Source organism: Leptotrichia trevisanii DSM 22070, assembly GCF_000482505.1.
Taxonomy (GTDB): domain Bacteria; phylum Fusobacteriota; class Fusobacteriia; order Fusobacteriales; family Leptotrichiaceae; genus Leptotrichia; species Leptotrichia trevisanii.
In genome coordinates this window covers 1-23,147 of the sequence record NZ_AXVL01000042.1, presented here as the reverse complement: position 1 = coordinate 23,147, position 23,147 = coordinate 1, and the positions used below count along the sequence as shown (strand labels likewise).

20 protein-coding genes are annotated in these 23,147 nt (G+C 31.6%); 2 read left to right on the top strand and 18 right to left on the bottom strand.

Going from position 1 to position 23,147, the window contains the following annotated elements; translation table 11 throughout:
* From K324_RS0107710 to K324_RS0107635, 16 genes are all read right to left on the bottom strand, one after another.
* Window positions 1-369: helix-turn-helix domain-containing protein (locus K324_RS0107710; protein ID WP_036095341.1), on the bottom strand; the 369-nt coding region annotated here is incomplete at its 3' end.
* 37 nt (window positions 370-406) lie between these two features.
* Window positions 407-1,117, bottom strand: a complete 711-nt coding sequence (locus tag K324_RS0107705) for a hypothetical protein (RefSeq protein WP_026748650.1) — start codon at window positions 1,115-1,117, stop codon at window positions 407-409.
* 51 nt (window positions 1,118-1,168) lie between these two features.
* Complete coding sequence (locus K324_RS0107700; RefSeq protein WP_026748649.1) at window positions 1,169-1,648, bottom strand: S-ribosylhomocysteine lyase; 480 nt, start codon at window positions 1,646-1,648, stop codon at window positions 1,169-1,171.
* A 58-nt stretch (window positions 1,649-1,706) separates the two neighbouring features.
* The gene (locus K324_RS0107695) at window positions 1,707-2,633 is read right to left on the bottom strand and encodes a D-alanine--D-alanine ligase (RefSeq protein ID WP_026748648.1); all 927 of its coding nucleotides are present in this window, start codon (window positions 2,631-2,633) and stop codon (window positions 1,707-1,709) included.
* Window positions 2,634-2,718: 85 nt separating this feature from the next.
* Window positions 2,719-3,657, bottom strand: coding sequence for an Hsp33 family molecular chaperone HslO (locus K324_RS0107690; protein WP_026748647.1), 939 nt, complete (start codon window positions 3,655-3,657; stop codon window positions 2,719-2,721).
* A 515-nt stretch (window positions 3,658-4,172) separates the two neighbouring features.
* Window positions 4,173-4,937: a class I SAM-dependent methyltransferase gene (locus K324_RS0107685; protein ID WP_026748646.1), complete on the bottom strand. Its 765-nt coding sequence runs from the start codon at window positions 4,935-4,937 to the stop codon at window positions 4,173-4,175.
* 72 nt (window positions 4,938-5,009) lie between these two features.
* Window positions 5,010-5,369, bottom strand: a complete 360-nt coding sequence (locus K324_RS14555) for a hypothetical protein (protein ID WP_036095345.1) — start codon at window positions 5,367-5,369, stop codon at window positions 5,010-5,012.
* Entirely contained in the window at window positions 5,347-5,526 is a 180-nt protein-coding gene (locus tag K324_RS0107675) for a hypothetical protein (protein ID WP_036095338.1), read from the bottom strand. Before K324_RS0107675 ends, K324_RS14555 begins: the two co-directional genes overlap by 23 nt.
* Before the next feature lie 174 nt (window positions 5,527-5,700).
* Window positions 5,701-6,345, bottom strand: a complete 645-nt coding sequence (locus K324_RS0107670; RefSeq protein ID WP_026748644.1) for a hypothetical protein — start codon at window positions 6,343-6,345, stop codon at window positions 5,701-5,703.
* A gap of 129 nt (window positions 6,346-6,474) precedes the next feature.
* A complete protein-coding gene (gene lpxD / locus K324_RS0107665; protein ID WP_026748643.1) occupies window positions 6,475-7,476 on the bottom strand; it encodes a UDP-3-O-(3-hydroxymyristoyl)glucosamine N-acyltransferase in 1,002 nt (333 codons plus the stop codon).
* Between the two features lie 97 nt (window positions 7,477-7,573).
* Entirely contained in the window at window positions 7,574-9,904 is a 2,331-nt protein-coding gene (locus tag K324_RS0107660; protein ID WP_026748642.1) for a BamA/OMP85 family outer membrane protein, read from the bottom strand.
* Window positions 9,905-9,912: 8 nt separating this feature from the next.
* Window positions 9,913-14,511 carry a translocation/assembly module TamB domain-containing protein gene (locus K324_RS0107655; RefSeq protein ID WP_026748641.1) on the bottom strand — a complete coding sequence of 1,533 codons (4,599 nt, stop codon included), beginning with the start codon at window positions 14,509-14,511 and terminating at the stop codon, window positions 9,913-9,915.
* Between the two features lie 261 nt (window positions 14,512-14,772).
* Complete coding sequence (gene accB, locus K324_RS0107650) at window positions 14,773-15,189, bottom strand: acetyl-CoA carboxylase biotin carboxyl carrier protein (protein ID WP_026748640.1); 417 nt, start codon at window positions 15,187-15,189, stop codon at window positions 14,773-14,775.
* Between the two features lie 104 nt (window positions 15,190-15,293).
* Window positions 15,294-16,298, bottom strand: a complete 1,005-nt coding sequence (locus K324_RS0107645) for a 5-oxoprolinase subunit C family protein (protein ID WP_026748639.1) — start codon at window positions 16,296-16,298, stop codon at window positions 15,294-15,296.
* The gene (gene pxpB / locus K324_RS0107640; RefSeq protein WP_232051225.1) at window positions 16,298-17,044 is read right to left on the bottom strand and encodes a 5-oxoprolinase subunit PxpB; all 747 of its coding nucleotides are present in this window, start codon (window positions 17,042-17,044) and stop codon (window positions 16,298-16,300) included. Before pxpB ends, K324_RS0107645 begins: the two co-directional genes overlap by 1 nt.
* 20 nt (window positions 17,045-17,064) lie before the next feature.
* Window positions 17,065-18,282, bottom strand: a complete 1,218-nt coding sequence (locus K324_RS0107635) for an NRAMP family divalent metal transporter (protein WP_026748637.1) — start codon at window positions 18,280-18,282, stop codon at window positions 17,065-17,067.
* 380 nt (window positions 18,283-18,662) lie between these two features.
* Between K324_RS0107635 and K324_RS0107630 the strand changes: the two genes are divergently transcribed.
* Window positions 18,663-19,955 carry an OmpP1/FadL family transporter gene (locus K324_RS0107630; protein WP_026748636.1) on the top strand — a complete coding sequence of 431 codons (1,293 nt, stop codon included), beginning with the start codon at window positions 18,663-18,665 and terminating at the stop codon, window positions 19,953-19,955.
* 763 nt (window positions 19,956-20,718) lie between these two features.
* Window positions 20,719-21,099 (top strand): hypothetical protein, encoded by a 381-nt coding sequence (locus K324_RS0107625; RefSeq protein WP_026748635.1) that lies wholly within the window; start codon window positions 20,719-20,721, stop codon window positions 21,097-21,099.
* 201 nt (window positions 21,100-21,300) lie between these two features.
* On the opposite strand, the gene K324_RS0107620 is transcribed toward K324_RS0107625, so the two are convergent.
* A complete protein-coding gene (locus K324_RS0107620) occupies window positions 21,301-22,005 on the bottom strand; it encodes a radical SAM protein (RefSeq protein WP_026748634.1) in 705 nt (234 codons plus the stop codon).
* A 15-nt stretch (window positions 22,006-22,020) separates the two neighbouring features.
* Window positions 22,021-22,740 carry a queuosine precursor transporter gene (locus K324_RS0107615; protein WP_026748633.1) on the bottom strand — a complete coding sequence of 240 codons (720 nt, stop codon included), beginning with the start codon at window positions 22,738-22,740 and terminating at the stop codon, window positions 22,021-22,023.
* Window positions 22,741-23,147: the final 407 nt, after the last annotated feature.

Genomic DNA, 23,147 nt, shown 5'->3' with positions numbered 1-23,147 from the left:
CGTAGCATCAACCAGCACGACTTCTATCTCAGTGTCCCTGACAAGTTCCCTTTTTTTGGGCAAAGAAAACTCCTCGCTTTTTATCAAGATGTTTTCAACCCATTTAACGCACTCACAGATGGTACTTTTTGCAACGCCGTATTCAAAGGCAATATTTTCCATAGTTCTATAGTCACGATAGTATGAAAGTATAATTACAAGCCTGTCAAGGACAGACAGTTTTGGCGGATGTCCGCCTCTTAAATGTTCAATTCTGTATGCTTCATTCAAAAGTTTCAGCATTTTATCAAAGGTATTTTTTTTAATGCCAAAAATTTTCTGATAGTTTTCTTCTTTAAGTTTTTTTATTCTTTCAACATTGTTTATCATTTTCATCACCAGTATTATTATACCTTAATATTGGTTTTTATACAAGGTTGTCGAACAGGTCTAATAATTCTTCTGATACACTAAATCCACAGTCATTATCATCCCATTCTCTAGGAATATAAACTATATCGAAAATGTTATTTTCTACTTTTTTAAAAACAGGTGGAAATACATTTTCATGCTCTATTTTAGGCATTATCTGAAATTCTGACAATTTTTCCCATTTTTTATCATTAAGTTCTATATTTAGGATAAATATTTTTTGCTTTCGGCTTTTCATAATCTCACATTTTTTCCAAGAATTCACTGTATCTCTAAAATATATTTCAGGATAACTTTCTAAAGGATGCATATTTGAATCATTTTTAGTAATATAAATATCCATTTCATCATCTAAAAATTGCATTTTATTATTTGTAATCGGATATTTATCAACTGATATTTTAATTTCATAATTTTCGGCTGTATCTAATAATTCCTTTTTCAATAAAGGAGATATATTTTTCAAAAATTCATTATATTGAATTTTATCATACAAAGGTTCTATTTTTAGTTTTTCCAAAAAAATATCACAATACAGTGCTTCTTCTGTATCCAAATTATAATCTTTAATGTATGAAGTTTTTATATTTTCATATATAATTAATTTCCATTTATTTTCAACTTGCAATTTTTCCATTTTTAAATTTATATTTTCAAAATCCAATTTATCTGGTAAAGTTTTTTCAAATGTATTTAATTCTTCCATCCTTTTACCACCTTATTTTTAAATACTTCTTAAAAATGGTCATAGTGTTTTTTACTCAGGATAATTTAAATTTTCCTCTCCCAAATGCTCCAACGTTTCCTCCAAATACTTCTTAGCCTCAAAATTAGCCATTGGCAAGTTTTGATCCAAGTAATTTCCACATTCTATAGCAGTCGCTCCTGGGATTGCTCCTTTAAATTCTGCCATAAATTTGTAAAGTTCCTTCATTAAGTCAACAATGTCCTTTGATTCCAATTTTCCTTTTAGGATAAGATAAAATCCTGTTCTGCATCCCATAGGCCCAAAATATACAATTTCATCTTTCCAAGTTGGATGATTTCTCAAAAATGTTGCTCCCAAATGCTCCATTGTATGAAGTTCTGCGATGTTTATTACTGGCTCTCTATTTGGCAATTTCATTCTTATATCAAAACTTGTCAAATAATTTCCATTAACTTCGTCTATTCTTGATACATAAATTCCTCTGTTTAATCTGATGTGATCTACTGTAAAACTTGCTATTCTTTCCATATTTTCCACTTCCTTTTTATATTTTTATTTTCTATATTTTTTCAAATTTTTAAGTTATTTATCTTTCCACTTTTATTGAAGATTCTATTAATAAGTCCAATGTCTGTGAATAATCATAACCTTTTGAAGCTGTACTTTTTGGCAATAAGCTGGCAGATGTCATTCCTGGCGATGTGTTTACTTCCATAAAATATGGCGTTTCTTCATTTACCACCATAAAGTCTATTCTTGCAAATCCTTCACATTTTAGCCCGTAATAACTGTCTTTTGCAAATTTATTAATTTCAGCCTGCACTTTTTCAGGAAATTCAAATACATATTCATTTGCCCCACCTTTTGCATATTTTGATTCATAGTCAAAGTAATCTCCTGCAAGAGCCTCAATTCTTAGTGTTGGAAAAACTTCCCCATCAATCACAGGTACGCTTATTTCCACACCATGCAGAACTTCTTCAATCAATGCCTCCTTATCCATTCCAAAAACAAGTTCCAGCCCTTTTTCAAGTTCTTCCTGATTTTCCACAAAACTTACTCCAATGCTTGAACCACCGTTATTTGGCTTTACTACAACACGATTTCCCAATTCTTTTTTTATTGTTTCAAAGTCAACAGTTTCGCCTACACGTACACTTTTCCATTTTGCAATTCTAACTCCATATCCAGCCACAATTCTTTTTGAAAATTCTTTATCCATGCAGACTGCACTTGACATCACTCCAGGCCCGCTATAAGCCACTCCCAGACTTTGTAAAATTGCCTGTATTCTCCCGTCTTCTCCAAATACACCGTGTAAAGCGATATAAACAAAATCCAGATTCAAGTCTTTTACTTTTTCAAAAACTTCCTTTTCTGAATCAATTACAATATCAAAAACCTCATATTTATCTCTATTCAAGTTTGCTACAATTTCACTTCCTGTCTTTAAAGAAACTTCTCTTTCAGTTGAAACTCCCCCACGTATTACTCCTACTCTTAATTTTGACATTTTCTCTTCCTTTCCAGTTTTTTTATTATTACTTTTACAATTATTTAAAATCGTTTAAACCTATATAATTCCAAGCAAATCTATTTTATAAATTTTTAAAATCTTCTTTTCCAAAATCATATTTTTTACCGCAAAAATGGCATTCTACTTGTATTTTGCCTTCCTCTTCCAGAATTTTATCAATTTCTTCTTTTCCAAGCGTGATTAATCCCTTGTAAAACTTCTCTTTAGTGCAATTACATTTATACTCCAGCTCTGATTTTTCCAAAATTTCAAAATCTTCCACATAAACCTTTTTATGAGCACCATCAACATCTGTCTCTTCCTCAAATACCGAAATATCCTCATAAAGCAGTTCCACAATCTGCTCAAGGCTCATTCCACCTTCCAGAAGTTCAGTAATCGTCCTAATCTGCTGTAATTTATTTTCCAGTTTATCAATAAATCCGTCTTCCACACCTGGCAACAGCTGTATCAAATAACCTCCAGCCCTTTTTACTTCTCCATTTTCATCCAGCTTTACACCAAGTGCAACAACTGATTTTATCTGCTCTGATAAAAGAAAATAATGAGCAATTATATCTGCAATATCCTCTTCATTTATTTTTGTAACGCCAGAAAACGGATCTCTTAGTCCCAAGTCCTTTATAACTTGCATTGTTCCATTTCCAATAAATCTCACTTGCCCAGTCTCATCTTTTATAAAATTTCCATTTTCGTCAATTATCTGATGAAATTTATCTTCAGGATTTCCAATATAACCTTTTACTTCCCCTTTCATATTCCCAGTTGCAAGCATATTTCCATAAGGCCCATCACCATTTACTTTAACCGACACCAAATCCTTTTCGTTTTTCAAATCTTTCCCCATCATAGCTGTTACTGTTAATAGTTTCCCAAAAACAGTTGTCGCTATTGGATCAAGTCGGTGTACTTTCTTTGCCTCTTTTACAAGTTCTGTAGTATCACAGACAAAAAATCTTGCACATTTGCTTGTTCCTCTAATTATTTCTGATTTTCCCATATTTTCTAACATCCTTCTTTATTTCAAAATTACTCTACCCAAATCAAGATTCACGAATTTTTCATCTATCCGATTTCAATTTAATTCAAGCATATTTTTAAAAATTACATTACTAGAATATCACATTCTATACAAAAAAACAAGATAATTCATTTCTTAAGTCAAATAGAAAACCAAAAAAATACCACCGTCCAAATCAACAGCAGTATTTTATATAATTATTTATATATTTATCATACAAGAAAGAAATAGAAATTAGAGATTTTGTAGTAATAATCAATTTTTTGAATAGGAAAAAATTTATCCAGAATACTACTACCGCCACTAATTCTCCAACAGCTAAATTAGTCAATTTTTGTTTCATAAACTTTTTCAAATTAACAATACACCTCCAGCTTTATTGTAGATATTTTCTCAGAAATCTATTTTTTCTTTTCTTTGTAAACTAGGATTTTTAGATTTTAACCCTTAAGGAAAATAAAATGAGCTATTCTCCTGAAGTATGTTTTATAATATTATAGTTTAATGCAAAGTGTAGCTATATAGTCATTTCCATAATTTGATAATCTATGTCTTTTATCACATGATTCATAAAAATCTATCATAGCGAGACCATTTTTAAGTTGTCCTCTAATCTGAGTTTCTAAGGTATGGCTAAATTCATATCCATATTCTGGATTTATGGTTATTTTGCCTTCCTCTTCAAGCTCTTTTGAATTAAAAGGTATTGAAAACTTTAAAAGTAATTCCTCATCAGGTTTGTCCCATACAATATCAGCATCATACATGTATATCCAAGGATTCATAAATCCGACCATTAACAATCCACCCTTTTTCAATACTCGAGAGGCTTCTTTATATATATTTTCTAAATCTTCTACATATACATTTGAAACTGGATTAAAAATAATATCAAAAGTTTCATTTTCAAATGGAAATGGTTTTGTCATATCGCCTTGAACTGTATTGATTTTTAAGCCTTCTCTTTTAGCAACCATATCATCTCTTTGTAATTGTGATTTAGAAAAATCCATTATGGTTACATCATAACCTTTTATAGCAAAAACTGGACCCTGCTGTCCACCACCACAAGCTAAACCTAATATCTTTTTTCCGTTTGCTTTTTCAAACCATTCTTTTGGAACTTTTTTCCCAACAGTTAATGCAACAGAAATTGGATTATTTCTAACTTCTTCTAATTCTTCATGTGTCAATGGCTCAGTATAGTCATTTTTTACATTATTCCATCTATCTTCATTTAATTTTATATAATTGTTCATCTTATAATCTCCTCGTAATTTTATACTATTTCGATTTAAGTTGGATGTGTTGCCATTACATTTTTCTCACCTCTACAAATTATAATTTTTGCCTAATTGCCCTATTAAGTAACTATTTACAACTAAATGCCCATTTTCAAGTGTTTGTCCACTTTGCACCAATCTTTTCCTTTTACTGCTACTTAATTTCTCTATTCTTTCTTTTGGTAAAATCAAACTTTTATTTGATAATGATAAATATCCAACTAATTTTTTATCATCAAATAACAAATGAGTTGTAGAAATAGACTTTTTTTTCATTTCTATTGCTTTATTATGTAAAATTTTTTTTACATCATTATTTGTCAAACTTTTAAAACTATTCAAAAACTTATTTTTTATATTTTCTTCAGTATCATATCTCAACATTTCATTTAGTGTTATTATTTTCATCTATTAACCCCAATAATTCCTTTATTTCCCTTTCATCTGTTATTGTCTCCACTTTCACATCTGTTAAATTTGGTTTTCTGTCATTCTCCAACGCCTTTATTAAGCCATCTATCTCCTCATCAGTCTTAAATTCTGGAAATCTAAAAAAACTTGACATTATATAGTTAGTCTTTTTATTTTTTTACACTACAATTATACAATAGAAATATTTAAAAATCAACTTTTCTTAATTTTTTTTTAATTAATTTGAAAAATTCTTGTAAATAAAAAACAACCAAACTTCACTTTACAAGTAAAAGAATGATTGCTTTATTTATTACTTTAAACTATTTTATTTATTTTGGTTTCTAAGTTCTTCGGGTTTTTGTGATAGTCCAGTTGATGGCCCTGTTTCCGGTAATTCTACCGCTGTTTCTTCTTCTGTTCCACCAAGTGTGTTCAAGTTTGATAATGTTGTGTTTAATTTACCAAGTAATACGTCGATATTTTCTGCTGTTAAAACTATTTTTTCTCCATTGGCTGTTTTCTTGACTACAAATTTTGTGACATTTTTTGATTTTGGCTTGTCTTTTGCCTCGAGTTCCTGTTTAAATCTGTCATCAACTGACATTGAATGAGAACCGTTTCCTGAAAAAGTTTCCTGCGTCATTTTTTTGAAGACTTGTAAAAATACTTTTTCTACATCCACATTTGTTACTTCCACAGTTACAATCGTTGTTTCATCATCCTGTTTTTCTGTTTTAACAATTTTATATTCAAGATTTTTTAATAATGTTTTAAAAAGCAGTTCCTGAATCTTGTTGTTATACTTAACATCCAAATTCCCCTCAAAACTGTCATCAATCGCATATTTTGCCGCCTCTTTCATTTTTTCAGCTTTTACATTGTCAATAAATTTTGATACTGTCTTATCAGGCCCTGATCCACAGCTGACTATGCACAAAAGCATAAAGATTCCTAATAGTATTTTTTTCATCTATAACTCCCTTCTCTCTCTATTTATGATATTTTTTATTATCTGTTATTTATTCTACATCATTTGAATTAATAAGTCAAGGAAGTTTTGAAATTTTGGTAAATAGCCACAGATAAATTTATTCTCCTGTTATTTTTTCAATTCCTTTTCCAATTTTTTCACTCTTTTTACAAGTTCAGGTACTTTTCCCATCGCCATTTTCACTCTCAAGTCCTCCATATGCTCACGAAGCGGATAACCTGACATTTGCTTACCATCTGGCACATCATTAGTAACTCCAGATTTTGCAGCAATTACTACATTGTTTCCAATTCTAAGGTGTCCTGCCACTCCAACTTGTCCTGCAAGAGTTGAATTGTCTCCCACTTCCACACTTCCAGAAATACCAGTTTGAGCTACAATCAGACAATTTTCACCAATAATGTCATTATGGGCAATGTGGACAAGATTATCAATTTTTGTGCCTTTCTTAATAATTGTATCTCCAATCGCACCTCTATCAACACAGGAATTTGCTCCAATTTCAACTTCTTCTCCCAAGATTACATGCCCAATTTGCTCAATTTTCACATTGTTTCCATTAATTTTTACAAATCCAAACCCATCAGAGCCTATCACAGCTCCCGGCTGCAAAATCGTACCTCTTCCAACTTTGGAAAATTCACGTATTGTAACATTTGAATAAATTATGCAGTCATCCCCAATTTCAGTCCCTTCAAAAATTGACACATTTGGATAAATAATGGTATTTTTACCAATTTTTACATTATGCCCAATGTAAGTGTTTATTTTTGACACATTTGCAGTCTTGTCAATTTGTGCAGAATTTTCCATCTGATTTTCAAATGGCTGTAATTTTGGCTTGAAATAATTTAATAGTATCGGCATTAATTCCCTTGGATTGCCCTTTACAATAATAAAAGTTTTATTTGCAGGCAAATTTGGCAAATCAGGCACAATTACAGCACCTGCATTACATTTATCCATATTTTTCAACATTTTCTCATCTGCAGCAAAAGTTAATTCCTTCTCAGTTGAATGAAAAAACGGAGCAAGTCTTGTAAAACTCAATTCATCGTTTCCTCTGATTTCTCCATTTATTAATTTTGCAATTTCTTTAATATCATACATTTTGGATCTCTCCTTCTTTATTTTTTATAAAATTATAGGGATGAAATTAATCACCCCCTATAATTATTTAATTTATATTTTAATTAGTCTAAAAAAACTAGAATGATTGTCCAAAGCTAAAGTAGAATTTACCTTTATCTTTTTTCTCACCTTTTTTCTCAGGATCCATTGGCCAACCATAGTCAAATCTTAACGGCCCAATTGGTGTATTCAATCTTACCCCGATTCCGTAACCTTTCTTAAGATCTTTGAAGTCATGAGCATCTTTTCTGTTTGGCTTGTAGATTTTTTTACCAGTACGAGGATCTCTTGACTCATTTTGCCAAGCGTTTCCTATATCAAAGAATGCCACTAACTGTAATGTGTCATTAATTTTTGTTCTATTTTCAATAGTCGCATGGAATTTATCAAATCCATCAAATGCACTATATTCATATCCACGAACTGATTCCGCTCCACCAATACTGAATCTCAAGGCTTCTGGAGTTCCGCTTCCTGTTGTTCCCCAAGCCGCTCTATATGCCATTATATTCTTATCACCAAAAAAAGTCGGATGATAAGCTCTTAAATCTGTTTCAAACTGATCGTATTTTCTAGGATCTTTTATAAGTTCTCCTCTTTCATATGACATTGTTGCATAAAATCCTTTTGTAGGACTGAACTTGTTATCTCTTGTATCAAGGGTAAATGTTGGCCCCATTGCGAATAATTTATATTTATCATTTACTTTTTTATTTGCAAACAATTCCTTATAATTATCGTATCTTGCAGAGAAACTTACACCAATATCCTTACTCAGTCCTTTACCAATTGTCCAACGAGTTCCAATTTTCTTAACTTTTTCCACTTCATCTGAATCAGCATTATCGTCTACAGATTGAGTCCAGTAGAATGATCCTCCAAACTGAATCTGCTCTGTTCCTTTCAACCAAGGCTCAAACCATCTAAGTTCAAATGTCTTGTCCCCTTTATTTGAAGCTGAAAGTGTAGCCGATGCATCTTGTCCTCTTCCTAAGAAGTTTGAATCTGATAATTTAAGTTCCCCTACTAATCCAACTGAAGTCCCATAAGAAATACTTCCATTAATTGTAGTAGTTGGACGTTCTTCCACAAGCAGTTTTATAACTCTTGCATTTGGATCATCTTCTTTTCCTTCAATAGATGGCACTATCTTAGTGAACATACCTGTTCTATAAAGTTCTTTTACTGTATTTTCTATATTTTTCTCTTGGAAAATTTGTCCTGGTTTTAATTCCAAATATCTTTCAAACACATAAGGTTTTGTTCTTAAAGTAGAACGTCTTGATGACTGTCTTTCGTTATCATTTTTCTCTGGTGCTTTCTCAAATTCAATAGAATCAACAACCCCTTCTGTTAATCCAATATTTACATCTCCTTCATTTGAAACATTTATTGAGTCAATTCTTACAAGGGAATATCCATTTTTGGCATATAATTTAAGAATTCCATTATCATCTGGATTTAATAAATTACCATTTAAGATTTCTCCTCTTTTTATACCCAATGCTTTTTCCAGTTCTTCAGATTTGTAAAGAGTATTACCTTCAAAATTTATACTTTGTATATCTGGATTTTCCTTAACTTGGTAAACTACTGAAACAGTATTGTCAACTTTTCTGTCAATTTTTGGCTCAACTGTTGAGAAATATCCTGATTTAAATATTTTTTGTGCTCCATCAATTGCTTTTTGAGGTATGAAAACATCTCCCGCCTTGATTGGCAAGTCTTTTAAGTAATCTTCTTTATTACGTTTCTTTGTACCTTCAATATCTACATTTGCTACTGTATATTCTGTTTCTTTTTGCATTTCTTCCTGTATTTGCTGCTTTTGCAGAACTGCTCCCGCATTTTCCACTTCTGCAACTTGAACTTCTATATTTACATTATTCCCTCTTATTTTAGGAATAACATTAACTTCTGATACATATCCCAATCTCTTAAGTGCCAGATAAATGTCACTCAAAGTTTTATTTGAATAGTTATCTCCTGATTTTACAGGCATTTTAGACATAAGAAGTTCTGGCGAAATTTCCTTTAATTGAGAAAATTCAATTGTTCCAACTTTTAGATCTTCTCTTGCCTGTTCCTGAGCTTCAAAAATATTGTTATTTCTTCCTCTTCTTCTGTTTCTTGCTGTTTCCTTTTTCTTTTCTTTTTTTCTTTTTTTCTTCACTTTATCTGATAATTGATTAGCCATGTCAATTTCTTCTTGACTATATCTGATTTTAACGTCTGATATTTCATCATTTTGCACTTCATTTCCTGTAGCACTATTTGTATTATCAGCTAATTCTTTTCCAATTATCCCTCTTTTTTCTTCAGCTTGCGACAAATTATTTACAGATACGAATAATGTTACCGCAATAATCAAAGCATAAACCTTGTTTTTTACTTTTAGTTTTGACATCTTTCCTCCTATTTTTTTAATGTATCAAGTTTTTTCTTCTTAAATATTTTTCTTAAAATATCTCCAAGTGTATTGCCTCTTGTTGAAAAATCTATTCCGAAGTAATAATTCACTCTTGCTCCATTACTTAAACTTGCACTTGTTCTGCTTTTGTTTATACTCTCTCCTCCAAGCCGCAAATCTAATCCGTTTGTAACATTATAGCTAAGCCATGCGTTATATCCCATTGGAATTTTTTCCTCAGATTTTGAAGTCTGATATGGAAATTTGAATGAAGCATTCCAGAATAATTTATCCTTGTAGATATTATCCTGAACTGTAACTGTTGTTGCTGCACTGTATTCCCCAGTCTTATTTGAATGATTAACATTCGTTGAAACAGCAAATTTTGATATTCCCAGTACGTCTTTAATTTTACCAGTTACTGACGAAAAAAGCAACTCATTTAATGCACTATTGACTAAAGAACTTGCAACTACCACTCCATCAGCCGAGTTTTCCTCAGTAGTTCCTGGTTTTCTTTCACCATTTCCGACTACAGTATTAAATGCAAGCAATGATACAATTTCTTCTTTTGTCTTTCCTGATGAAGACGAAAATTTAATGTCTGGTTTACTTACATTTCCAGTTACATTTATTTCTATTCTATCTCCATTTACCACTGTGCTTGCATCAAATATGACAAATGGATCTGATATTGATGAGGATGAACCATTGGTAGACGGTAAAAATCTTATTTCAGCACCATCTATTTTAAAGTCATTTCCATTTACAGAAAATGAACCTCTTGTAATCGCATATTGTCCATCTATTCCAATTTCCCCACCAGAATATGAAACTTCAGAAGCACCCTTTATTGTTCCTTTTATATTTCGCACAATACTTACATTTGGAATATTTATTTTAACATTACTTCCAGTTCGTACATTCAAATTAACTGTATATTGTTTTAATATTTTATCAATTACTTCTTCCACAATTCCTTCAACGACAGTTTTATCTTGAGCTTTTTTAGCTTTTGCCTCCTCTGATAAATTTTCTGTTTCGGATTTGGAATTAAAGTTTGGTATTTCACGCACTTCCGCATCGCTTACAACCAAATCTCCAAACAGCCTGTTTTCTGTAAATATAAGATTTCCCGTAAGTGCAAAGTCAATTCCTTTTCCATAATGCAGTCCAACTTTATCAAGTGCCGCATTCAATTCAAATTTTCCTAACTCCAGCCGTTTTGTCTGCATAAAATTAGCAGGAATCGTTGGAACATCCAAATCTCCTGTAACTTTAAAAGTCCCGCCATTATATCCACCATCCAGCCTATTTACCACAAGTTTATTATTTTTTAAATCAATATTGGCATTTACATTGTCTACAAGTGTTGACTTATCCTTTGTCTTATAGTTAAAATTATCCAATAAAATATGTCCTGACGTAGAACTATTTGAAAAAATCGTATCTATATTTGCAATACCGCTTGCCTGCTGAACATCCTTATTAACTCCTAAAAAGTCTAAATTAAAGTCTTTTGCAAGCATTGAAACATTATATTGTATAGGTGCAAACTGAACATATCCGTTTAATAAAAGTGGATTATTTTCATATTCCAGATAAAACTGTCCTATATTCAAGGCTTTCTCATTGGCCTGCAAATCAATATCAACTTTATTCACAGGAAAACCACTAAGTTTTATTTCATCCGCCTGAATTTGAAGTCCAGTTGTAAAATTCTCAAAACTTCCACGATACATGAATCCAATGTTTATATCCCCGCTGTATCCCTTATTTTTCAAATCCTGAACTGAATCAAGTGAAAACTTCTGTTTTTCCAGACGATAATCAATATCTACATTTGCCAAATCAAATTTAGTCTGTGTTTCAAACAATGTTTCGTCATTATCTCCAACAAATTTAAGTTTCTGCAAATCAAATGTTCCGTATTTGAATAATTTATCTATATTTCCATTGGAATATTCAAGCTCTGCAACAATATGTGGAATTTTATAAGTTTTAAAACTCATATTTCCAAGAATTACCTGCCCTGCCAGACTAAAATTATTCAAATCTCCCTTTAAACTAAGATCTGATCTTGTTCCAAAAGTCAAGTCCTTCATTTTCAGAAGTTTAGGAATGTCAGGCTCATTTAAGCTAATTCCAATATCTGAAATACCAGTCTTCAAGTCATACGTCCCATACAGGCTGTTTTCACGCAAAGTTACATCTTCAAAGTTTATAATCCCGTTCTTTATGCTAAGACGTGCATTTGTGTCACCTACATAATTTGAATTTATTGACGTTATTGCAGATGGCATTGTTATTGATCCCGAAAGTTTGTCTATTGTTCCCGATAAATTTGCATCCAATGTTCCAACTTTCAAATTAACCTTTGGCCCAGAAGTATTGTAGAGCATATAATCCCTTAATCCTGCATTTACATCCATTTTCCCAGTTTTCATATCAAATTTACCACTCGCATGCAGATTTTCATTTTGAATACTTGCGATATTTACGACATTATCTTTGATTCTCAAGTTTCCACTAACGTTTTTAAGCCTCTGATAACCAAACCACAGTTCATCCATATTTGTATTAACCGTTATGTCCATATTTGTCAAATCGTTAATTTTACCACTTGCATGCAGTTTTTCGTATTCTCCGATATATTCTCCATAAGGGCTGTAAAGTTTATATGTTCCAGAAATTTTATTCCCATTTCCACTAATTTTCGCCGTAAGCGTTGCAGGCAACTTTGCCTTGTCCAAACCTTTGAAATTGTAGCCATTTACCCTTAGCAGTTTTGCGATATCTACACTTTTAGGTAAGTTCAATGAATATGAATGTTTCATATCTGAAGTTGTAGTTCCCGAGATATTTACCACTCCACCGCCTTTTATTCCAGCTGTTCCATTTATACTGTAATTTCCGTTATGTATTTTTATTTTAGCATTTACAGTATTTACAAACGGCACTGACAAATCTTTTATTTTTGCGTTAATTTGCCCGGAACGAAGTATATTTTTCTCATTAAATTTTACAATCAGGTTATCGACGTCAGGATTTATTGTGTAACTTTTTCCACCATAATTCACAGTAAAATAGCCATTACTTCTGGCATTTACCACTACTGTCTGTGTTTTCGGATTTACTGTATATCTTCCATTTACAACTTTAGATCTTACTGTTCCTGTTACAATATTTTTAGGTGAAATTTCAGCACTTCCTGTAATTGTCTTGATACTGAAATCCGAGCCTAGATTATTTAAGACATAGTCTCCTGTCCCGTTTTTCTTTTTCAAGTCATACACAAATTTTGGAACTTTAACATCTTCATTAACTTTAAATCCTGAAAACTCCTCATTAAACACAAACGATGTATCAGTCAAAGTCAGTTTTTCATCTGCAATTTTCATTGAAGTTTTTATATTCTGAAAATTATAGTTTGAAATTTTTATATTATCCGACGAAAATTTTCCATCAAGTACAGTTTTTTTCTTTTTTGTATCGACATTTACTTCAAGATTTCCAGTAACGTTACCTTGTGCCATAAATTTACTATCTTTAATTATTTTATATCTTGCAACTTCTTCAAAAGGCAATTTATCCGTAACAAGTTTTAAATTCAGTTTCTGATTTTTGACAAGATAATTCAATACCAGGGATACTGGACTTCCACTCAGCTTTGTATTGGCATTTACTGTGATTTTGTCCTTTTTCAAGTCAATTAAAGCATTTGCCCCTTCAATATCGCCATCCAAATCAACGTATTTAAGTTTTCCATTTCGGATTTTCAGATTTCCAAGAGCATACGTTGCCTTTTTGACTTTGTCATTTTCCAATTTAAGCACACCGTTTAATACGCCACCTTTTGCAGTAATCATTTCAAGCGGCACATACTGTCCCAGTTCCTCTGTTATCCCGACATTTTCAAAACTGAAATTCAGACGAAATTCCTTTCTCCTGTCATCACTGTTCTTCATTTTATCAAACATCGAATAAATAGACTGCTTCGACTTTACAAGCTGTTTCAATTCAATTTTTAACGTTTCCACTGTCCCGTCTTGATTTTTATTTCCCACACCTTTAGCAAAAAGTGAAAATCCACGAGATTTTGCAGTTTCCAGCCGTCCATTCACTTTTATCAATTTTTTCGATATTTTCTTAGCAAAACTTATGTCTGTATAATTCAAAGTCGCATTATGAATATGAAGTTTACCAATCCTGCTCGTTGGATCATACATCTTTGGTTTTTGGGGCTGTGGCTTTATTACGTGAAAAATATTAAAATCATTATTTTTTCTACGCTCCAAATTTACAGTCCCATTGTAAATATCAATCCTGTTAAGCCGTGTCGGCATAAGCAGACTTAATCCAGCCGTAGTCCTTTTTCCGTCAATAACTACATTTCCAGCCATATCCTTGACTTTCAGATTATCAATTTGAAGTTTATTGAATCCTATCAATTTAACTGTCTTAAATTCAACATTCAGTCCACTACTTTTCAAAATCGAAGTCAGCATACCCTTAAAGTTCTTTGTAGAAATATAAAACTTTAACGCAAATAAAGACATTAGAAGAAAAATAAATACAATTAAAGATTTCTTTATGTATTTCATCTCACGCTTTTTACCTCCTCTTCTCTTATTTTGAAAAGGATAATTATTTTCATTGTCCTAATTTTCCATTTTTTTTATGTTTCCTTTAAATTTTTACACTCAAAAGAAATTATCCTTTTTATTTTATCATAATTTTACATAAAAATCTATTATTATATATGTTTTTTTGACTTAGAATTATTTTTTTAATTTTATTTAAAAATAAAAGAGCTATCTCAAACTTCAAGATAACTCTAAAATTCTTAATTTGTTGCAATATTTTTATATTTTTTTCACTCTGAACAGTGGCTGCCCGTATTCCACTTTTTGCTCATTACTTACTAATACAGCCTCTATTTCACAGTCAAAGTCGCAGTTTATTTCGTTCATCAGTTTCATTGCTTCTACGATACAGACTGGCTGCCCTTTTTTCACCGTGTCGCCTACACGCACGAATGCAGGAGTTTCTGGAGAAGCTGCTGAATAGAAAGTTCCTACAATTGGTGAAGTGATAAAACTTTCTTCATCTGATTCTTCCACAATTTCTGTCTTTCTTTCTATATTTTTGGGAACATTCTGAATTTCTGCATTATTTTCACGCTTTAAATTGATTTTTAAATTACCTTCTTCTACTGTAATTTCTTTAAGCGTTGATTTTTCTATAATTTCTACTAATTTTTCAATTTGTTCTAAATCCATTTTAATTTTCCTTTCTGAAAAATATGCTCAAATTTTCTTAAAAATTAAACTGTAAAATGATAATTCAAGAGATTGAGCTTAAATAGTCTTAACCTTTGCAATAATTACTCAAATAACGTCTCAAGCCTTTTGGACACAGCTCTTACATCCAGCACTTCCTTGCAAGGTGCATGAATTTTTTTTCTAAACTGAGTAAATTCATTCATTTCTTCGATTAGAAGATTTTGTGCTTCTTTAACACTGATTGCCCTGAAACGGATTTTGTGATCCGCCTTTCTTTGTACTAACTTTGGCAAATCCACCGTTGCGACTGTCGCTATTTTTGGATACCCGCCTGTTGTCTGCCTATCTGCCAGTAAAATAATCGGCTTTCCGTGTGCAGGAACCTGTATCGCTCCCAATGCTATTCCATCTGATATTATATCAGCTGACTCCTTATGAGCAATATACGGCCCTTCTATCCGACATCCCATTCTGTCAAAGTCATTTGTGATTGTAAATTCGCTGTTTAAAAATGTTTCCTTCCCTTCTTTTGTGAATAGATTATCTTGCGGCCCCATTATCACACGGATTACTTCATCTTCCTGATTAAATTCGTCCAAGTTAAGTGTTCTTGATAAAAAATATGGCAGGTATCGGCGTCTTATCCTAAAGGAAATATAATCTCCCTCTTTCAAATTACGTCCTTTAAAACCGCCAATTCCACATTTCATATTTGTAGAACGGCTTCCCATTATTACAGCAATATTTAAGTAGCATGAAAAAGCTATGTAGCCTCGTACTCCTGTTCTAGCCCCTTGAAATTCCAGCACATCCCCTTTATTAATATAAATCGCTGTATACATTGGAGCAGGCTTTTTATTAATTAATGGCTGAAAATCACCACCTGTTATTGCAATTATTGTTTCACTCGTAAATTCAAGTGTCGGCCCAATCATTGTAAATTCAAGTACAGCCTCGTTTTCAGGATTGTCAATAAGCATATTTGCAATTTTAAAGGAACGTACATCCATAACTCCAGATGTTCCGAAACCTTGACTTTGATACCCTGTTCTCCCAATATCCTGAACAGTTGTCAAAAGTCCGCCTTTTAATACACGAAATCCCATTATTTCACCTCCTCTGTATGTACAACACACTCATATTTACCCTCATTCACTTCTTTTTCAATTTTTTCAAATTCTTCTTCTGAAATTGGCACAAAACGTATATAATCTCCTGCTTCAAACAAAATTGGATCTTTTCTGTCAGAATCATACGATTTTACTGGCGTTTTTCCCAGCAATTGCCATCCTCCTGGTGATTCCAGCGGATAAATCCCAGTTTGAGCCCCACCAATTCCCACACTTCCAGCAGGAATCTTTATTCTCGGATTAGCCAGTCTTGGTGTATGAATTCTCTCATCAAGTCCGCCTAGATACGAAAATCCCGGTAAAAATCCAAGCATATAAATCAAATAATCCTTTGAGCTGTGAATTTTTATAACTTCTTCAACCGAAATACCTGCATTTTTAGCAATAAATTCCAAATCTGGCCCATATTCTCCGCCATAACAGACTGGTATTTCATATACTTTTTTAGTTTTTGACTTCGTATCCAAGTTTAATTTCATTATTTTATTCACTCTGTTTAACAATTTCCCATACGTGATAACTCGTGGATCATAATGAATAAGGAGCGAGCAGAATGCTGGTGTCATATCCATCACTCCTTCTATATGCTGTTCCTTTAGCAGATGTGCAAGTGAAGTAATTTTTCCATTTATTTCAGGCGATATAGCTTTTGGGAATTCAATTAAAATGGCTGAATCCCCTTCAGGAAGTATTTTTACATCTTCCAACTGTTTCCCCATCATTCTTATACCTTCTTTCTGTCTTAACTAAATAATTTTGTCAAACTTCCTAACGACACTATTCCCAAGTACGCTGTAATTACTACGACGATTATTCCCAATATCAGCAATACTTTCGGATGTTTATAACTTTCTCCCATAATTGATTTTTTTTGTGAAGCAATTAGACAAATTCCCAAAGTTACCGGCAAAATCAATCCATTTAATGAACCTGCTAAAATTAACAATGTAGCAGGATTTCCGGCAATTGCCATAATAATTGTAGAAATGACAATAAATCCTATTATTACCCATTTTTCGTGTTTTTCAATATTTTTGTTAAATGTCTTCAAGAAAGATACAGACGTGTATGCCGCCCCAACGATAGAAGTAATTGCCGCACTTAGCAGAACTAACCCAAAAAATCTATACCCAATTTCTCCAGCTCCCTTACGGAAAGCATCTGCCGCAGGATTTTCAGCCGCCAAAGCAATACCTTTAACTACCACTCCCAACACCGCTAAAAATAAAAGAATTCTCACAAGTGTAGCAATTCCTATTCCCATAATTGAACTTCTATTGATTTCATCCAGATTTTCCTCTTTTGTAATTTTTGCATCAATCAGTCTATGTGCTCCTGAAAAAGTAATATATCCTCCAACAGTTCCCCCAAGAAGCGTCAAAATTGCAGGAATCAAATTTTTCATACTTTCACTTGGTAAAAAAGTATCTTTAACAGCTAATCCTATAGGTGGTTTTACAATTAAGATAACGATAAATATTACAATTATCATACATCCACCAAGCACTTTTGTAAGTGTATCCATAGCCTTCGTTGCATTTTTCAACAAAAATATCGCTATTGCAACACCGCCGGAAATAAAGTATCCAGCCATTTTAGGAATACCAAGCAAGGCATTAAAACCTAACGCACCACCACCAACATTTCCAATATTAAATACAAGTCCACCTAACGCCACAAGAAACGCTACAAAATACCCAAGTCCCGGCAACAGCCTATTTGCCACATCTTGCCCACGTAACTCACTTACACACAGGACACGCCACACATTCAGCTGTACAATCATCGCAAGCAAAACAGACACCAATATTACAAACCCAAAATTTGCCTTCACATCATTCGTAAATTTAGCCGTCTGCACCAAAAATCCTGGCCCAATAGCAGATGTCGCCATAATAAACGCCGCTCCTATCAGCACACTGCTATTCTTAGCCTTTTTCTCTACACCATTTTTACTCATAGTTTTTACCACCTTTACTAAAATTTTCCCTTCAATCCAATTCTCACGTTTATTCGTTCTAAAATTTGAGTTTTTAATGTGAAATTGATTTCAGAATACTTATCTATGCTATAATTATAGTATATAAATAATATATTGTCAAAGGTTTAATCATATATCTTTTATATGTTTTGTTAGTTTTTTATAATGCTTAAATTTATATAAAATTTTATCTACATTATCAAGTATATTTATAAAAATCTATATAATAAATAATTTTGTAATCAAAATAAATTTGTTGACTTTTTATATAACACGTGTTATATTATTGTGTACTTAGATTTTTATTATTAAATTTGAAAGTATAAAAATAAATTATTAGAGCAAAAAGGAGAGTTTTTATGAAATTAAAAATAGCAATTATGTCAATTTTAACTGCAATTTTCGCAAATGCAGCAAGTATCGACTATTTATCAAATAACTCAGCATCATACTTCCAAAATCCATCCCAAACTGGACAAATTTCTGTGGAAGGTGTATTTTACAACCCGGCGGGAACTGCATTTTTAGATGACGGAACTTATATAAATGCAAACTTACAAAATTCATTAATTGAAGAATCAATGACATTGAAGGGAAAAAAATTCAAATCAGACAGATATGCAGGAGCACCATCTTTTAACCTTTTACACAAAAAAGACAACTATTCACTTTTTGGAAATTTAAGTGTTATCGCAGGTGGAGCAACTCTACGTTATAAAAGCGGAGTAGCAGGAATTGAGCTGGCTGGTGAAACTTTTAATAACTTAACAGGCGGCAGACTTGGTGCAACTGTTGTAAAAAGCCGTTTTACAGGACAAAACCGTTATTATCAGCTAATGCTTGGTGGAGCATATAAAATTAACGACAATTTCTCAATGTCTGGAGGAGTAAAATATGTTTACGCCCACAGAAAATTAGATGGAGAAGCTCAATATGGCTACAATTCACGTGTAGGTGCCGCAATTGGACTTAGTAAAAATTATTTAACAATGAACTCAAAAAGGGATGCCAAAGGTATCGGAGCAGTTATCGGCTTTGACTACAAACCTACTGACACTCTAAACTTTGCAGTAAAATACGAAACTCCTGTAAAATTAAAATTCAAGTCAAAAGCAGAGGAAAACAACAAAATGTTATTCAGAGGACGTTCTCTTGGAATTTCATTCTTCTATCCTGAATATGCAGACGGTGTACATTCAAGACGTGACTTGCCAGGAGTTCTGGCATTAGGAGTATCAAAGGACATTGATAAATGGACTCTTTCAAGCGGATACACACATTACTTCAACAAAGCCGCAAAAATGGACAGATTTAAATATAACGATGGATACGAAATAAACTTTGGAGTAGATTACAGAATAAACGACAAATTTACTTGGCACGCTGGATTCAATTACGCAGACACAGGTGCCAAAAGAGAATCATTCTCTGATGTGGAATACGCAATAAACTCGCAAATTTATGCAACAGGATTAACATACAAACCAACAGAATCTTCAGAATGGAAATTTGGAATTGCCCACGTAAATTACAACTCTTCCAACGGAAAACGTGAACAAACTTCACTTCCAGGAATCCACATTGATAAATCAAAAGTAAAATACGACAAGAACATAAACGTATTCACACTTGGTTACACACATAAATTCTAATTTCAAAAAATTTATCAATTTTATAAAAACTTTAAAGGCAAACTAAAAAAATTTGTTTTTAAAGTTTTTTTATTGTATAATCTATTTAAAATCTATTTTTCTAAAATCATCAATTAAATTATTTTCTAAATTTTTTTAATTATTTTAGTTAATAAAAATTTTTCTATTAATTTATATTTTACGTAAAGGGGATCAGTCGCCATCCCCTTTACAATCCCAGCTCGTCTAAGCATTTTTTTGAAATAAAATTGAAACTCGCTTTTTAACAAAAGTTATTATTAACGCTTAAACTGATTATAACTTAAAGGTTTTGAAAAAGCTCAGACAGTCAATTTCATTCCAAAAAAATCACGACAATTTTTAGTTTAATTATAATGGTTAATTTAACTAAAACAAAAATCTCAGAAATTTATAACAAATATTATTTTTAACAAATTTTGATTAATTTCCATTAAAAAAGTTTAAATTATAACAAAATAAACTTTTTTTATTTTAATAAATCGACGGAGCTTTTATTTGTTCAACTACGACTGTTTGACGACTGTAAGGAGGAGTTTCGGAGTTGGGCAAATAAAAGTCGTAGTCTAGCCATAGGTGCAGGATTTGCGGCAATGAGCAATCCTGCGAAAATATAAAGAGAAGGAGCATAATAAAAATAGTAAAAATCGTTATTAACAAAAAAACTGAAGAAAATTTAGAAAATAACTTAATTGAATATTTAGAAAAAATTTATATAATTAAATAAATAAAGAAAGGAAAAAAGATGATTTTTTTAGATAAGACTATTTTATATTTGACACAAAATATTGAAAAACCACGTGAAATAATCGAAGAAGATCTGGAATTTGTAATAAAGCAAAGTATTTTGAACTATTTAGTAAATGAAAAAGGAATTGATATTAATGAACTTTCTGATTTGAATGTGACACTTGTTATAGATTTTGAAGATGATTCGGCTAATAATCGTAAAAAGATGGTTGTGGAGGAATATATGTTTGAAGTTAATCATAAAAATAGTCCGTTAGTACGAACTTTTAGGCTTGGAAATGATAATGAGCATTATGTCCGAAATGATTTAAGGGAACTGGAAAATGAAATTGATGTGTTTAAAAATGGGATTGGTATTCCAACAAAAAATAATTAAGTAAAAATAATTTACAAGTTGATGAAGTTTTCTGAGTGCCATGGCGGCACTCCAAAAATTTCACTTATTTTAATAACTATGTTTGATAACTTACATTTTTTCCATAACAAGCAGTCATAATTTCTTGCAAAGTAATATTTCTTTCATTACATCTCTAATCTAATAATAAATATTGCTTAAAAATTGTAACTATTTATCAAGTTATTGTACATACACTCCAAAATCTTTATTATCAACAAGAATTTCGATATTCCGCTTTTTATTTAACTCTGGATAAATTTCTGTCAAGAACCATTTTACAAGCTCCTCATCCCGCTCTACTTTTGTATCATTATTTACAAATACACTAAGTGCAATTTCGTTAAAATACTCCTGAGCAAGCTCTATATCACGCAAAATCATTTCCTTTGTCTGCCCTTTTATACAAATCATAAAAAGCCCCATTTTATATTCTTTTTTTATTTTTTCCAAAACTTTATTATTTATAACAAAATTTTTTGTAAGCACTTTTGTACGAAATTCATTATCAAAAGTTTCCATTCCAATAGCAAACCGCACTTCCTGCTCACTAAAATATTCTCTAATTTCATTAAGCCTATTTATATACCCAAAATATGCTTCAAAATATAATATTTTTATATTTTTCTCACGACAAACTTCCTTAATTTTAGAAAGCGTAAAATCATTAAGCTCAAAGACAGAGCCAGAATTTATAACCTGCAAGGCTCCTTTTTCACCAGTAATCTGATTAATCGCCTCCAGATTTACCCTGTTCATTTCCTCTTCATCATCTGTATTGTCCAAAATATAATTACAAAACGCACATTTTCCGTATGCACAGCTAAATCCCTTTAAAAGCACTATTTCTCTAGGATTTTTTTCTTTTATTACACTATATCTTATCATTTTTATTCCTTTTTATTAATCTTCATTTACTTTTCCGTTATTTTTCCAAATTGTTGCAATATACACAAATGGAGTATCCAATAGCGAAATTATTACTTTTAGAAAATATGTAGAAAATATAATCACAATTATTTCTTTCATTGAATAAACACCTAAAAATGCCATAAATGAAAATACTATATTATCAAGTATCTGGCTTAACATCGTACTTGCATTATTTCTGATCCATATATCTTTAAAACTTGGACGTAATTTTCTTATTACTTGATAGGACCAGATGTCGAAGGCTTGTGAGGCTGCAAATCCTGTTACACTTGCTATTGCCAGTCTTGGCATAAATCCAAACACCTGACTTAAAGCACCTTGCATAGTATCCGATGGTGCAACCTGTATTTTTAAAACAATTTGCATAATAAACGTTGTAAACAGCATTGAGGCAAATCCAAGTGAAACTACTTTTCTGGCATACTTTTTCCCTTCATTCTCTGAAAGAATATCTGATGCCAGATAAATCCCTCCAAATGCAATGTTTCCCATAGTCGTATCCACACCAAACAATGTCATCATTTTCCCAACCTGAATATTTGCAATAACTATTGAAAGCGGCACAATCGAAAGCAATCCAGCCTTCCCCCAAAACTTGTAAGCCAAAATAACTGCTGTAAAATTAAGTAACAGGTATCCCAACCACATTAATTCATTTACTCCAAACTGAAAATTTCTAAAAAATTCCAAAATTTTTTCCTCCTTATAATTTTTTTTATTTATTAAATTTTCCCTATTTTTCAGACAAATAAAAAACACATACTATCCTTTTGAATAATACGTGTTTCCAAAAGGTTTTTTTTAGAGATGGATTTTCCCAAACATCATTATATTTTTTATTACTATTATTTATAGTTATTTTTATTGGTTTTTATTATACAAGCATTTAGCAAAAAATGCAAGAAAATAATAATTTTTTAAAAATTTGCCCCTTTTTTGCCCCCTAATTGATAAAATAAAAATTCTCTATCAACATTGCAAATACCAATAGAGAATCATGCAAACCTTTACAAATTCATTTTATCAAATCCTTACCAAAAAATCAAGGAGCGATAAATGAAAAATTTAAAAATCAAAAACTTAGATGAAAAAGATAT

What these genes read in the sequence shown, in the direction of transcription:
- K324_RS0107705 (WP_026748650.1), bottom strand. Translation starts at nt 1,117, where the DNA reads ATGGAAGAATTAAATACATTTGAAAAAACTTTACCAGATAAATTGGAT.
- K324_RS0107700 (WP_026748649.1), bottom strand. Translation starts at nt 1,648, where the DNA reads ATGGAAAGAATAGCAAGTTTTACAGTAGATCACATCAGATTAAACAGA.
- K324_RS0107695 (WP_026748648.1), bottom strand. Translation starts at nt 2,633, where the DNA reads ATGTCAAAATTAAGAGTAGGAGTAATACGTGGGGGAGTTTCAACTGAA.
- K324_RS0107690 (WP_026748647.1), bottom strand. Translation starts at nt 3,657, where the DNA reads ATGGGAAAATCAGAAATAATTAGAGGAACAAGCAAATGTGCAAGATTT.
- K324_RS0107685 (WP_026748646.1), bottom strand. Translation starts at nt 4,937, where the DNA reads ATGAACAATTATATAAAATTAAATGAAGATAGATGGAATAATGTAAAA.
- K324_RS14555 (WP_036095345.1), bottom strand. Translation starts at nt 5,369, where the DNA reads ATGAAAATAATAACACTAAATGAAATGTTGAGATATGATACTGAAGAA.
- K324_RS0107675 (WP_036095338.1), bottom strand. Translation starts at nt 5,526, where the DNA reads ATGTCAAGTTTTTTTAGATTTCCAGAATTTAAGACTGATGAGGAGATA.
- K324_RS0107670 (WP_026748644.1), bottom strand. Translation starts at nt 6,345, where the DNA reads ATGAAAAAAATACTATTAGGAATCTTTATGCTTTTGTGCATAGTCAGC.
- lpxD (WP_026748643.1), bottom strand. Translation starts at nt 7,476, where the DNA reads ATGTATGATATTAAAGAAATTGCAAAATTAATAAATGGAGAAATCAGA.
- K324_RS0107660 (WP_026748642.1), bottom strand. Translation starts at nt 9,904, where the DNA reads ATGTCAAAACTAAAAGTAAAAAACAAGGTTTATGCTTTGATTATTGCG.
- K324_RS0107655 (WP_026748641.1), bottom strand. Translation starts at nt 14,511, where the DNA reads ATGAAATACATAAAGAAATCTTTAATTGTATTTATTTTTCTTCTAATG.
- accB (WP_026748640.1), bottom strand. Translation starts at nt 15,189, where the DNA reads ATGGATTTAGAACAAATTGAAAAATTAGTAGAAATTATAGAAAAATCA.
- K324_RS0107645 (WP_026748639.1), bottom strand. Translation starts at nt 16,298, where the DNA reads ATGGGATTTCGTGTATTAAAAGGCGGACTTTTGACAACTGTTCAGGAT.
- pxpB (WP_232051225.1), bottom strand. Translation starts at nt 17,044, where the DNA reads ATGATGGGGAAACAGTTGGAAGATGTAAAAATACTTCCTGAAGGGGAT.
- K324_RS0107635 (WP_026748637.1), bottom strand. Translation starts at nt 18,282, where the DNA reads ATGAGTAAAAATGGTGTAGAGAAAAAGGCTAAGAATAGCAGTGTGCTG.
- K324_RS0107630 (WP_026748636.1), top strand. Translation starts at nt 18,663, where the DNA reads ATGAAATTAAAAATAGCAATTATGTCAATTTTAACTGCAATTTTCGCA.
- K324_RS0107625 (WP_026748635.1), top strand. Translation starts at nt 20,719, where the DNA reads ATGATTTTTTTAGATAAGACTATTTTATATTTGACACAAAATATTGAA.
- K324_RS0107620 (WP_026748634.1), bottom strand. Translation starts at nt 22,005, where the DNA reads ATGATAAGATATAGTGTAATAAAAGAAAAAAATCCTAGAGAAATAGTG.